The sequence below is a fragment of the Serpentinicella alkaliphila genome, from assembly GCF_018141405.1.
Taxonomy (GTDB): domain Bacteria; phylum Bacillota; class Clostridia; order Peptostreptococcales; family Natronincolaceae; genus Serpentinicella; species Serpentinicella alkaliphila.
The window spans coordinates 2,709,050-2,721,526 of record NZ_CP058648.1; the positions used below are offsets into that span (position 1 = coordinate 2,709,050).

A 12,477-nucleotide genomic window follows, 5' to 3' on the forward strand; every position below is an offset into this window, starting at 1 on the left:
ACCCAGCCAAATCGGTTGAAATATCAATATCGTTCCTGTATTATATAGACAAGAGGTTAAACAAAATAACTTCACAATCTGAAAGGAGAAATAATTATGTTAAAGGTTAAATTATCCAGAAAGGTTGCTATATCAGTACTATCTACTACATTAGTTCTTTCTACAGTTACATTCCCAAGTGCATCAACTGTTTATAGGGTTGTATATAATCCAAACACAAATGTAGTTAGAACATCATCAAACTACTCAATAACACAAATACTACAAAGATACAATATAAGAGTAGCACCTGTTCAGCAAACTTCAACTCCTATACAGCAACCTCAGGCTCCTGCTACTCAACCTCAGGCTCCTGTTCAACAACAGCCACAGCAAAATGTCTCTAATGCAAGACATTCTCTAACGGCAAATGAAGTTAAATTAGTTGAATTAGTTAACAGTGCAAGAGCAAATGCTGGACTAGCACCACTGGCTATTGATGTTGATTTATCTTATGTTGCAAGAGTAAAATCGCAGGATATGCACGATAACAAGTATTTTTCACATACTTCACCGACATATGGTTCACCTTTTGATATGATGAAAAAATTCGGTATTCAATATAGAAGTGCTGCAGAGAATATTGCTAGAACAAGCAGTGTAGAGTCTGCTCACAATGGATTTATGAATTCTGAAGGTCACAGAAAAAATATAATGAACCCACGTTTTACTCATATAGGAATCGGTATATATAACGGTTACTATACTCAAATGTTTATTCAAAAATAAATATATTAGAATAAAAAACTGCCAAATTAATGGCAGTTTTTTTATTGTTTTATGTCGTAATTTTTATAGGTCTAGGTCTTCTAGTTGTCTTGGGAAGAACTCTGGGAATGGAGCTTCTTCAAACTCTTCACAAATATCATCTGGGAAGAACTCTTCACATTCAGGTGGCTCTGGACAGAATCCGAATGCTGGGATAAATAATTGTACTACTCCTACAACCTTAACAATCATAAATACACCTATTGCTAAAATAATAGAGTCTTTTGTGATGAATGGCTCGCTCAATAATTGAGAAGCAGTTTCTAACACAATCTTAAATGTAAATTCATCTCTAGCTTCTGGTATAAACATAACTATATCTTTTTGTATTTCTGGAAGTTCTCCAACAATTTCAATTACTTTTCCTGTGTCAACATTTTTTAATTTTACTACAAATGTTACTAACACTCTAAATCTTACTCTGCTAAAGTTTGGTCTAGAAGGTATTGGTGTAATTATTAATGAGCCATTTACTATTTCTCCTGGATTAAATCTTATGCCTAAAAATTCATACTCAAGACATCCTTCTGGTAAAGGTAATACAAATTCTTCGAAGCATTCTCTTTGTTGACATTGAGCATATACTTTTTTAGCTATAATACATTCTGATTTAAAATCAGGAAAGTATGGATCATGTGTGAATCCATTTGCCATTTTTATTCCCCCTTACTTTTATTCCAACATATTATACAATACCAATATATGAGTTCTGGGATTAGAGTGTTACAAATATAGGCTTACATTTACACTAAAGTTGAAATATTTTTTTGCATATGACATTTATTATTTACATTAATAAATATTAAAATTACAACATAGTATTGATTAAAGGGTAATATTATATATTAATTTGAGGAGGTAAAATTAAATGTCCTACTCTACAGAACAGCATTACTTAATCAAGACTAAAGATTACTTAAGCTATTTTTTCTATATAAATGAAGATCAGAAATTGCACTATAAATTATTCAATTCATCGGCCCTTTATATGAAGGATGAACTAATATCTGATGATCAAATAATAGATTACTCTGGGTGTATAGATAATTTAGATCAAATTCATTTACTATATTTAGATATAGCTGGAAATTTAAAATACGTTGTTGGTAGAAATAATAATTGGAATACAAAAGACATATCTAAATTAGATATTGCATCAAATAATTATAGCTATTTTACAATATATATACAAAATAATTATACTCACCTTTTATATATAAAAACAAATTTATTAAATAAAGTGATTTCATCAATAGAGCATATTTTCTGGGACAAAGCTACAATTGTTAAGAATAAGGTTACTACTTATATGCCTGGTAAGTATATTAGTCCATTTCATATAGATATAGATAGCACTGGAAGTATACATATGGTTTTTAAAGGTATTTATAAGAAAAATAATCAGCTATATTACTCTAGATTTAATATTAATACAAAAAAATGGAGCGCTAGCGAGATACTTACTGATCCATCATCTGACCACTCTCATCCTTTTATTCTTATTGATAAAAAAGATAATCTACATTTATGCTGGTGCACGGTTGTAAATAATAACTTTGTTTTGAGCTATAAAAGTAAAGAAAGACTAATTAATGTTAAGGAAAAATGGTCCGAGAAATTGACTCTCTCAGACCAAAATAGTAACTATATCTCACCAGTGATTGTGCAGCATGGAAATAAAATAAAGATACTTAGTCGTCAAAATGACACAATTTCAGAAATAATCTCAGATAATTTTGGTACTAGTTGGAATCTCATTAAACATGAGAATTATAATAAATGTGAGCAGCCATTACTTGTGAAATATCATGCTAATTTATCTGATGAAAATGAACAGTATAAACTAAGGTATCTCTATGTTGAAGTTTCTGATCACATCAAGTCTTTAGGTACTGAAATATACATTAAATCCAAACCCACTACCAATACAATAAAACCAGCTCCTGAACAACCCAAACCAAAGGATTTAATTAAAGATATTACTAATGATGTTATCCCTTACAATAAAATTCAACATGATGATGATAATATTGAAGAAAAAATATTAAGTATTATAAAAGACATTGATAGCTACATTAATGATATGGAGTCACATATTAAAAAACTAAGTGAAATTAAAAGTTATTTAAATTCTTCAAAAACAACTGATACAAGTAAAGCAAATTCAAATGAACAAGAAATCCAATACCTTATAAAGTTTATAAAGGATGTGGAAAGTCAGCTACAGGTCTTAGAGGATGAAAAACAAGAACTAATTAGAGAGCTAAACTATTATAATAAAAAGGTTGAGTATTTTGAAAATAAGCTTGTGGAATTAAAAAAACAATATTTAACTTTAGATGAAATTGTTAATAAAGATATTGTTAAGGAAACAAGCTTACTCGATAAAATTATTAATTACTTCAAGTAATAGCCACCTTTTTATATGAATTTCTTCCATTGATTTTCTCAACTAGATAAATTCCGGATATATTTTTCTTTAGGTTCGCTGACTCATCAAGTAATAGCTTTAAATCATCTTGCTCATTAAATTTTATTGAGTAACTACAACCTGATTTAATTCTACATGGCGTAGAGATAAGTAGATATTTATTTGGATGAGTACTCTTAAAATAGTGATACATTTGCATTGCATGATTTCTTGATTCATAAACAGCTATAAAATATGTTTGTGCAGGGCTTACTTTGTACATGTATAATCCTCCTGTTCTTTTAATTAGGATTTATACTAACAATATATGATAGTCATATTAACATGTTACGAAAAATAATAACCATTCTTATTTATATTAAGAATGGTTATTTTTTAATAGATTTAAGTGTTTTGATATTATTTTCTCATATCCATTTTCCGTTGGACTATAATATGTTTTACCCTCAAGCTCTTTAGGCATATACTGCTGTTTAACGTAATTATTCGGATAACTATGGGGATATAAATAATCTAGCCCGTGTCCTAGCTTACTTGCACCACTATAGTGGGAATCCTTTAAATGATTTGGAATTGTACTATTAATATTGTGAACATCCTGTAGAGCCATATTAATACCCATATAAGAAGCATTGCTTTTAGGAGCACTGGCTAAATAGGAAGTTGCTTGGGCTAGAGTTATTCTCGCTTCAGGCATACCTATAATCTGTACTGCACTATGGGCTGCTATTGCTATGTTAATTGCAAGGGGATCCGCATTACCAACGTCCTCCGAGGCACTAATTATTAGTCTCCTGGCTATAAACTCTGGATCCTCCCCTGCATATATCATCTTAGCTAAATAATGCAATGCCGCATCTGGGTCACTACCTCTAATACTTTTTATAAAAGCTGAAATTGTATCATAATGATTATCTCCATCCTTATCATAATGAACAGCCTTCTTTTGTATAGATTCCTGTGCAACGCCTAAATCTATTATTACTTTACCCTCTACATTAGGATACGAACTTAGGCAGGCGATCTCTAAAGCATTCAATGCCCTTCTAGCGTCCCCATTAGCTATAGTTGCAATATGATCTAAAGCCTCCTCACTAATTTCAACTAATAGATTACCAAATCCATACTCTTTGTTTTGCAAAGCCTTTAATAATATTGCTTTAATAGCTTTCTCATTAAGTAATTCAAGCTTTAGCAAGGTAGTTCTTGAGATTAAAGCCTTATTAATTTCAAAAAAAGGATTCTCTGTTGTAGCACCTATTAATGTCAATAAACCATTCTCAACATAAGGTAAAAGTGCATCCTGTTGATTTTTCGAGAAGCGATGAATCTCATCTATAAACACAATACATTTTTTTCCATATATAGTTGTTATTTCGTTAGCCTTATTAACTAATTCTCTTATTTCCTTTACCCCACTATTAACTGCATTTAAAGTAAAAAATGTTCCACCTATTTCATTTGCCAGTACGTGAGCCAATGTCGTTTTTCCAGTACCAGGTGGTCCATATAAAATAATTGAGGGTAATTTCTTTGACTGAATACATCTCATTAAAAACTTATTATTGCTTAAAATGTGATCCTGTCCAACTATATCAGAAAGTTTTCTAGGTCTCATTCTATCCGCTAAGGGGGCAAGTGCCTCCATGTTTTTCTCTTGTACCATATCAAATAAGTTCAAATTTATCACCTTACTTTATTTTTATTTACTAAAAAGAAATCTGACTAAATATACAATATCAGATTTCTTCTAATTATTATAGACTTTATTAATAATTTAAAGTTAGAATTATAGGCACAAAAAAGTCTGCATTAACACAATATGTATACATTAACATAAATTTGCACAAAAACAAGTTATGGCTACAAGCTAATTGAACAAGAAATAATGCCTGACCGTATTCACCTTTTTATATCTGCCCCACCTACTGTTGCTCTGCAAATATATAGTTAGAGCATTGAAAACATATCTGACAATGTAGTGTTTAAAGAATTTCTGAAACTAAAACAGGCAATATTGTAGGGCAGTGTTTTTCGGAGCAGAGTGTATTATATTGTTACTGGGGGCACAGTGTCCTCATAAACAATTCAAAGATTATACAAAAAAAGAACGTATAATTTTTTAGGCTATTGTATATAGAAATTATTAGCGTAATTCATCCTCCAAAATAAACAACTGAGGTTTTCTTGTGGTAATATATAAAATAAGATTTGAGATAATAATACTATGATTTTGGAGTGATAGTTCATGACGTTTAAAACTAATGTAATGAGATTTTTAGATAAAGCTAAAGTAGAATATAAAAGTCATTGTTATACAAATACAAATGCTGTTTGTGGCATTGATGTTGCAAATGTTTTAAATCAGAATTCCAAGCAAGTTTTTAAAACACTTGTAACAGTAGGTGGAACTAATAAATATTATGTATTTTTAGTTCCTGTTGCAGATGAATTAGATTAAAAAAAAGCTGCTAATAGTGTAAATGAGAAAGCAATTAAAATGCTGAAATCAAAAGATTTATTGTATATTACAGGGTATGTACATGGAGGTTGTTCACCCGTTGGTATGAAAAAAAGTTTTATAACTACGATTGATGTATCAGCAGCCAATTTTGAAACTATTATATTTAGTGCCGGGAAAATTGGTTATCAAGTGGAGGTAAGCCTTGAAGAATTAAGAAAGGTTATTACATTTAGTTTATACGACATTATTCAAGCATAAGAAGTGTTTTAGATTGGCTCACTCTTCAGTAAAAAGAATGGTCTATCACACTCAGTTGATATGCCATTCTTTTTTTGTATGCAAAATAACAGTATTCTTTCTTGTTTGTTTATCCGACTATTTAGAAAAATCTTTAAAAATTCTATCTGCTAGTTCTTTTTCATTTGTATTATTATTAAGAATTCCAGTTTCCTTAAATTCTTTAATTGCAATATCTATTGCTCTCTTTCCACCTTCAACACTTGGGTTATAATTAAATCCTTCTAATAATTCAAGTGCATATTCCTTTGTACCGGATATATGTCCTTTGTCTAATAGAATATCTACGGTTTCTTCTTTATTATCCTGTACCCACTCAGCGGCTTTCATAACTGCTTTAGTTATAGCTTCTGCTGATTCTGGATCGTTACGTAAAAACCCACCTCTAAATGTTAATAAACAGCAATACTCCCCAGAAAAATCATGGTCATGTGTACTAGAACGAATAAAGTCTACTTTACCTTCATCAACCCAATTAAGAGAAACTTGCTCTGTAGTTACGGCAGCCTGAATTTCCCCATTTTCTAATGCAGTGATTAATTGCTGAGCAGGATAGTCTCTCCACTCAAAATCCTCTGGGTTTAGCCCTTCTTTTAATATTGATCTATAAGCAAAATTCATTGGCACTCCACCAATACCACCTGATACACCAATAACCTTACCCTTTAAATCATTAAAAGAATTATATCTTGAATTTTTCAGTGATACCGCAGCTAAACAGCCAGTGTGTATACCTGTCGTAAATACTAAATCTAAACCTGATTCTACAGGTTTTAACCAAGACATTAGTAATCCATCAGTTACATCAACCTTGCCAGTTGCTAATCCATCCCTCAAAGTTGGATAATCTCCTTTAAAAAGAGTTACATCAAAACCTGCTTCCTCTAAAAATCCTTTTTCATAAGCCATTAATAAAGCTGCTTGACATACGGAACCACTCTGTCCTAAAGTTATTTTTTTAAGTTCAGAGCTAGTATCTTTTTGTTTAGCGCAGCCTACTAAAAAACTTGCTAAAACAGATAAAACAATTAAAATGATTACTTTACTTTTGACTATACCTTTCATCTTCTCTTCCTCCTTATTTTTATTTCACTCTTCAAAGAGTTGGAAAGCTTAAATACTAACTATAAATAAAATTCTAGTGCCTCTTGTTTTTCAAGTCCTAAAGTTTCTAATATTTTTGATCTTAGCTTAAAGAAATCCGGGTCACTTCTTCTCCTAGGTCTACTAATCTCCACATTAAATATTTTCTGAATCTTCCCAGGTCTTGGAGTCATAACTACTATTTGATCACTTAAGTAAATTGCTTCGTCAATATCATGGGTGACCATTATCATAGTAGTTTTCTTTTCCTGCCAAATCTTTAATATTTCATCCTGCATATTCATCTTTGTAAACGCATCCAAAGCTCCAAAGGGTTCATCCATTAAAATAACCTTTGGACTATTTACTAAAACCCTAGCAAGAGCAACTCTTTGTGCCATTCCGCCAGAAAGCTGATGAGGATAAGATTTTTCAAAGCCTTCTAAACCAATAAGCTTAATATAGTGATCTATCTCCGAACTATTCTTAGCACCAATATTTCTTGCCTTTAAACCCGCTGAAACATTACCCTTAACTGTCAGCCATGGAAATAAATTTGGGTTTTGAAAAACAAGTCCTCTAAGATAATCTGGCCCTTGTATTTCTTCCCCATCTATATATAGTGAGCCAGAATCTGGTTTATCTAATCCTGCTATTAACCGTAGTAATGTTGACTTTCCACAGCCACTGGCACCAATAAACGAAATAAATTTTCCAGACTGTATTTTTAAGTTTATATTTTCAAGGGCAGTAATATCCTCATTGCCCTCTGATTTATAAACTCTACTTACGTTCTCAACTATTATTTCACCTAGTTCTACATTTGTACTTTCTAGTTTTTTTTTATTTGACTGACTACTTACCATTTAATAACCCCCTTCTGCCAGGACAAGAACTTGTTTCTAACTTTAAATAACAATGTAATAACACCAGAAAAAGTTATTAGTATTATTAATAGACTTGCATATACTTTGTCATACTCTGCCCAACCAGTAGCCCAAGTAATATACCATCCCAATCCCGCCTTTACTCCCATCATTTCTGCAACTATTAATGTCACACATGCTACTGTTATTCCTTGAAAAAGACCAAGAAATATGTGTGGAAGGGCTCCAGGTATAGCAACGTTTAATATCATATACTTTTCCTTAGCCCCCAAAGTTTTTGCAACCTCAAAGTATGCGTTATTCACATTCTGTATACCTGAATAAGTTAATAAAGTTACAGGGAACCACACTGCTAAGGCAATTAAAAATACGCTACCAGCAAAGCTTGTAGGAAAAAGTATCATAATTATTGGGATTAATGTTACAGCCGGTATTGGCCCTAAGGCCCTCATAATTGGCATTAACCAATAGCTTATTCCTTTATACCAGCCCATCAGTGTTCCTGTAATAAATCCTACAGAAGCCCCTGCAATATATCCTAGCCCTAAAAGTCTTAATGAATGTAGTACACTTATGAAAAGTACCCTTCTGTCATTTACTAATGCATTAAGAACCTTATCTGGCCATGGAAAAAAAGGTAGAGGCAGCTTCCCCGATTTTAAAGTTAAAATGTCCCAAAGTATTAAAAATATAATAAACACGAAAAATAAGGGTGCATTATTTTCAATGCTTTTTCTTAAAACTTCACTTTTTCTATATGCGATCAAGGCCCCGATGTAAACAATACATCCGACAAGAATAAATAACTCATACTCCGCTGAATGTATTTTAGTTTTAGATGAATTAAATTATGATTTTTAAAAAGCGCCCCTAGTAAAGAAATCCTCAGGTATTTCTAGGTATTTCATAACGGTTTTGACATTGTCTTCTAAAGGTTTATGATATCCTCGATGAAGGATACCGTTAATTTTTACAGTAGACGTTGCAACTGAAAAAAATATTCTATAAATTGCCATAAGTGAAGGGCGATCCATCTTTATTTTACCAGGACCAACAATTGTTGATTTATCATTTTCTAAGCCTCTTCTTACAACATATTCAGCTACACTTAATAAAAGCATTAGAATAAGTAACAGATAACCCAATGCCTCTACACGTCTAGGTGAATCAACAAAAAATGAGTTGACAAATTGAGGTGATTTCAAAAATTGAAATTTCCTCTCAACCGCACTTTGGGTTTTATATTCTAGAAGAATATCTACAGCACTCATAGATTGCTTTGTGGACACCACAATAAATAAGCACTCTTTATCTAAACTTTCTTGAATGCTTTTTTCATCCTTGGTCACTGCAAAAGTAAAAGTATATTTTAAGCCAACTGTATCCTTGGAAGTATCTTGACTAGGTCTACCCCTACGCCTTATTTCTTGGCTTTCTATTTCTATAGACACTTTGTGATACTGGAGTTTATTTAACTCTTGGCGATTTAATTTATTAATTTCAAGCTGTGCATCTTCTAAACAGGCAAAGCTTCTTTGATTCATAGTTTTAGCTAGTTTTTCTAAGGTTTTGGATTCATTGAGAATACGTTTTTCAAGGGTCTTTGCTTTCTGAAACTTAAGTTTTTCTGAATAGCATACTGCCATCTTAAGTGGAATTCCTTGATATACACATTCAGTTTCATAGACACGGTAAAGTGATGGCTTTGTTGATGTTGGAACTTCAACAGTAGGAAGTTCATTAACGGTGTAGCCAGGCATATTCTAGTGCTTTTTTACCTTCTTTTATATTATCTGGCATACGTGTAATCAGCTCAATACCTAGGGAACGTGATTTTTGTAGGAATGCTTTTGTAAAAGCGGCACTATCAGCAATGTAGAAAAATTCTTCTTGTTCTAATTCAAACTGCTCCCGTAGCTGCACTGCGCGGTCTAGATAATCAATATTAGAATGCTTATCATCGGCATTACCGGATAACAAAAATCCGTCAATGCAAATGCCTTGAGTTGTGCCCAAAGCAAACTTAATTTGTTTCTTATCAAAGCGCTTTTGTTTTGAGTAACCAAAGGTAATATCAACGACTCCTGCAGTACCATCACTTGTTTCATACTGTCCCCACATTACCTTTGAAGTAGTATCAAAGTTAATATTAGAAAGCTTAATGCCATAACGCTTGAAGGCACTTACTGATAACTCTGAGTACAAAGCTAAGCATCCTGCATCAACCATAGCATCTAGGAAGCCACCAAACCTATCATCATTAAGCTTATTTATATCAATAGGCATGCCAAAAATGGTTTCAAGATCAATATTTTGAAAATATTCGTCCATTCGTGATAGAGGGTGATGATCATCTGCCATGTTGATTAGCATTAGTTGAGCCATAATTCCATAGGAAATATCAGTTGGGCGACCTTGATGTTGTTCTAAATGTTTATTAAAAATTGTATCCAAATTAACTTGTTGACAAAGACCAGCGATGAGTCCAGCTTTGCCGTCATAAAATGATTTGATTTGGCCAAAATCAATCTTCATAAATTCACCTTGTATAATGAAAACATAGGGGAAGTCATTATACATTTTCCTTTCTAGATTATTTTCTATATAATCTTTATAGGCGCTGTGGATTAGTTTGTTCACCTACGGCAGCTGTCCCTATACAGCCGACTGTTTCTTTTGAGGCTATAACCACAGCTCTATGTTCATTTGTTAATTAGTTAGATAACGCTTTGACGTTTTATATATAGCAAGGATACATTTAACATAGGGTTTGTGGAAACATAGCGTACTATATTTAAGGAGTTGATTACTATGTTATTTGTGGGCATTGATGTTGCCAAAGCTAAACACGATTGCTGTATCTTAGACTCTGATGGTGTTATTCATACTAATTCTTTACGTATTTCTAATTCTAAGGAAGGTTTTGATACCCTATATTCTTCTATCCTTTCTGCTCTTGGCTCCAAGAGTATTAACAACGTAAAAATAGGACTTGAATCAACAGGTCATTACAGCACAAATATCACAAATTATCTGTATTCCAAAGGCTTTCAGGTCACCATCCTAAATCCATTGGCTACTAATCTTTTCCGTAAGGCTCAAACCCTTAGGAAAACTAAAACAGATAAGACCGACGCTAAGGTCATTGCAACTATGCTCTTTACTGATGAATCTAAATCCTATTCACCAGTATCATATCAGATTCAGGAGCTAAAGTCACTAACAAGACACCGTCATAGAATGGTTAGTTACCGTTCTAGACTTAAACTTTCAGTTAGTCGCTTAATAGATATCATTTTTCCTGAATTGCCAAGCTTATTTTGGTCTATACACCAAAGTTCCAGCTATGCATTATTAATTGAATTACCAACCCCCGATAGTATTTACAACTGCAATCTGACAAAGTTGACAAACCTAATAAGAACAGCCTCTAAAGGTAAATATAGCAAAGAGAAAGCAATTGCTTTAAAAGAGCTTGCTATCAAATCTATTGGGTCAAGCAATCGCTCTCTGACCTTCGAATTACAACAAACTATTCGCCTCATACAATCTGTACAAACAGAAATAGATGCATTAGATAATCAAATTAAATTAGTCGTACAAGAACTCAATACCCCACTCATTACTATTCCTGGCATTGGATATACTCTAGCTGCCATTATATTAGCTGAAATTGGTCATATTGATCGTTTCTCCAACCTTGACTAAACTTCTTGCATTTGCAGGTATGGATCCTTCTACTTACCAATCTGGGACTTACAATGCATCTAAAACTCCAATGGTTAAGAGAGGCTCTACATACCTTAGGTGGGCTATTATGCAAGCATCTAGACTTGTTGCTATGCGCGATAAAGTCTTTAGTGATTATATGGTCAAAAAGCGTTCTGAAGGCAAACACTTCAATGTTGCCAGATGCCATGTCGGTAAAAAGTTAATTAGGGTAATTTACTACCTCCTAAAAAACAATACTGCATTTGTTCCACAAGTCTAATTTAATCTATTTTTTTCAGAGCAACTGAGTTGCTCTGTTTGTCATGCATTTTTTTGTAATAGATGTCTTTAAAATTATTTTCTTCATGACTTCTTTAAATACGAAATTTTTCTTGACTTCATATAGTTAGTCTCGAATATATTAATATATACTTATTCGAGATGAAATTCAAAAATCCTTTTTGTATATTTATGGAAATTAAAATATTTACTTGGTAAATTTAGTTAGGCGGAATATGAGAAATAAAGGATAAATATTAGTAATTTTATTAATTCCATAATTCGGTACTAAATAGTATATTAGTAAGTTAATAGTCACAGCTACTAATGGTAAAGCCCAAACTATATTGAAACTGCTTCTGTTTTTCCTTAGATCCTTCTGCATAATCGTCCCCCTCAAACACTTTTAAAAAATTTTAAATATGAAAATAAAAAAAGGCTAAAATATATTTCTATTAGAAAAATATACTTAGCCTCCAGTTTTCTGGTCAACTAAAATTATAAGTTATAATAATTGC

General features: G+C 32.2%; 14 protein-coding genes and 1 pseudogene. 7 read left to right on the plus strand and 8 right to left on the minus strand.

Annotated features, from left to right (window positions below):
• Positions 1 to 96 precede the first annotated feature (96 nt).
• The gene (locus tag HZR23_RS13860) at positions 97 to 768 is read left to right on the plus strand and encodes a CAP domain-containing protein (RefSeq protein WP_132849553.1); all 672 of its coding nucleotides are present in this window, start codon (positions 97 to 99) and stop codon (positions 766 to 768) included.
• Between the two features lie 63 nt (positions 769 to 831).
• Here HZR23_RS13860 and HZR23_RS13865 read toward each other — a convergent pair whose 3' ends face one another.
• Complete coding sequence (locus HZR23_RS13865) at positions 832 to 1,461, minus strand: hypothetical protein (RefSeq protein ID WP_132849554.1); 630 nt, start codon at positions 1,459 to 1,461, stop codon at positions 832 to 834.
• Between the two features lie 214 nt (positions 1,462 to 1,675).
• Here HZR23_RS13865 and HZR23_RS13870 point away from each other — a divergent pair, with 214 nt between their 5' ends.
• Positions 1,676 to 3,217, plus strand: a complete 1,542-nt coding sequence (locus tag HZR23_RS13870; RefSeq protein ID WP_132849555.1) for a hypothetical protein — start codon at positions 1,676 to 1,678, stop codon at positions 3,215 to 3,217.
• On the opposite strand, the gene HZR23_RS13875 is transcribed toward HZR23_RS13870, so the two are convergent.
• Positions 3,210 to 3,500, minus strand: coding sequence for a DUF3343 domain-containing protein (locus tag HZR23_RS13875; RefSeq protein ID WP_132849556.1), 291 nt, complete (start codon positions 3,498 to 3,500; stop codon positions 3,210 to 3,212). The two genes, HZR23_RS13870 and HZR23_RS13875, sit on opposite strands and share 8 nt — an antisense overlap.
• A 96-nt stretch (positions 3,501 to 3,596) precedes the next feature.
• The gene (locus HZR23_RS13880) at positions 3,597 to 4,919 is read right to left on the minus strand and encodes a replication-associated recombination protein A (protein WP_132849557.1); all 1,323 of its coding nucleotides are present in this window, start codon (positions 4,917 to 4,919) and stop codon (positions 3,597 to 3,599) included.
• 159 nt (positions 4,920 to 5,078) lie between these two features.
• Here HZR23_RS13880 and HZR23_RS18130 point away from each other — a divergent pair, with 159 nt between their 5' ends.
• The 3 genes and pseudogenes from HZR23_RS18130 to HZR23_RS17865 all read left to right on the plus strand — a co-directional run.
• A complete protein-coding gene (locus tag HZR23_RS18130; protein WP_132849562.1) occupies positions 5,079 to 5,192 on the plus strand; it encodes a transposase in 114 nt (37 codons plus the stop codon).
• A gap of 294 nt (positions 5,193 to 5,486) precedes the next feature.
• Positions 5,487 to 5,699: a YbaK/EbsC family protein gene (locus HZR23_RS17860; protein ID WP_330571495.1), complete on the plus strand. Its 213-nt coding sequence runs from the start codon at positions 5,487 to 5,489 to the stop codon at positions 5,697 to 5,699.
• A gap of 12 nt (positions 5,700 to 5,711) precedes the next feature.
• Positions 5,712 to 5,960 (plus strand): annotated as a pseudogene (locus HZR23_RS17865) (YbaK/EbsC family protein); the annotation flags it as partial.
• A gap of 117 nt (positions 5,961 to 6,077) precedes the next feature.
• Here the strand turns inward: HZR23_RS17865 and HZR23_RS13895 are convergent.
• The 5 genes from HZR23_RS13895 to HZR23_RS13915 all read right to left on the minus strand — a co-directional run bounded on the left by HZR23_RS13895 (position 6,078) and on the right by HZR23_RS13915 (position 10,609).
• On the minus strand, positions 6,078 to 7,064 hold the full coding sequence (locus HZR23_RS13895) for an ABC transporter substrate-binding protein (RefSeq protein ID WP_132849558.1): 987 nt from the start codon (positions 7,062 to 7,064) through the stop codon (positions 6,078 to 6,080).
• A 59-nt stretch (positions 7,065 to 7,123) separates the two neighbouring features.
• Positions 7,124 to 7,948 carry an ABC transporter ATP-binding protein gene (locus HZR23_RS13900; protein ID WP_132849559.1) on the minus strand — a complete coding sequence of 275 codons (825 nt, stop codon included), beginning with the start codon at positions 7,946 to 7,948 and terminating at the stop codon, positions 7,124 to 7,126.
• A complete protein-coding gene (locus HZR23_RS13905; protein ID WP_207667931.1) occupies positions 7,942 to 8,736 on the minus strand; it encodes an ABC transporter permease in 795 nt (264 codons plus the stop codon). The genes HZR23_RS13900 and HZR23_RS13905 overlap by 7 nt, the downstream gene beginning before the upstream one ends.
• Before the next feature lie 90 nt (positions 8,737 to 8,826).
• Entirely contained in the window at positions 8,827 to 9,729 is a 903-nt protein-coding gene (locus HZR23_RS13910; RefSeq protein ID WP_213050273.1) for an IS1634 family transposase, read from the minus strand.
• Entirely contained in the window at positions 9,710 to 10,609 is a 900-nt protein-coding gene (locus HZR23_RS13915) for a DUF4277 domain-containing protein (RefSeq protein ID WP_213050274.1), read from the minus strand. The genes HZR23_RS13910 and HZR23_RS13915 overlap by 20 nt, the downstream gene beginning before the upstream one ends.
• A 171-nt stretch (positions 10,610 to 10,780) precedes the next feature.
• Between HZR23_RS13915 and HZR23_RS13920 the strand changes: the two genes are divergently transcribed.
• Together HZR23_RS13920 and HZR23_RS17645 are read left to right on the plus strand one after the other, a co-directional pair.
• Positions 10,781 to 11,677: an IS110 family RNA-guided transposase gene (locus tag HZR23_RS13920; protein ID WP_283669802.1), complete on the plus strand. Its 897-nt coding sequence runs from the start codon at positions 10,781 to 10,783 to the stop codon at positions 11,675 to 11,677.
• Positions 11,670 to 11,960 (plus strand): transposase, encoded by a 291-nt coding sequence (locus tag HZR23_RS17645; protein WP_283669803.1) that lies wholly within the window; start codon positions 11,670 to 11,672, stop codon positions 11,958 to 11,960. Before HZR23_RS13920 ends, HZR23_RS17645 begins: the two co-directional genes overlap by 8 nt.
• The last annotated feature ends 517 nt before the right edge of the window (positions 11,961 to 12,477 follow it).

Bases quoted from the DNA above. Each gene is read 5' to 3' on its own strand.
- HZR23_RS13860 (WP_132849553.1), top strand. From the start codon at position 97: ATGTTAAAGGTTAAATTATCCAGAAAGGTTGCTATATCAGTACTATCT.
- HZR23_RS13865 (WP_132849554.1), bottom strand. From the start codon at position 1,461: ATGGCAAATGGATTCACACATGATCCATACTTTCCTGATTTTAAATCA.
- HZR23_RS13870 (WP_132849555.1), top strand. From the start codon at position 1,676: ATGTCCTACTCTACAGAACAGCATTACTTAATCAAGACTAAAGATTAC.
- HZR23_RS13875 (WP_132849556.1), bottom strand. From the start codon at position 3,500: ATGTACAAAGTAAGCCCTGCACAAACATATTTTATAGCTGTTTATGAA.
- HZR23_RS17860 (WP_330571495.1), top strand. From the start codon at position 5,487: ATGACGTTTAAAACTAATGTAATGAGATTTTTAGATAAAGCTAAAGTA.
- HZR23_RS13895 (WP_132849558.1), bottom strand. From the start codon at position 7,064: ATGAAAGGTATAGTCAAAAGTAAAGTAATCATTTTAATTGTTTTATCT.
- HZR23_RS13900 (WP_132849559.1), bottom strand. From the start codon at position 7,948: ATGGTAAGTAGTCAGTCAAATAAAAAAAAACTAGAAAGTACAAATGTA.
- HZR23_RS13910 (WP_213050273.1), bottom strand. From the start codon at position 9,729: ATGCCTGGCTACACCGTTAATGAACTTCCTACTGTTGAAGTTCCAACA.
- HZR23_RS13920 (WP_283669802.1), top strand. From the start codon at position 10,781: ATGTTATTTGTGGGCATTGATGTTGCCAAAGCTAAACACGATTGCTGT.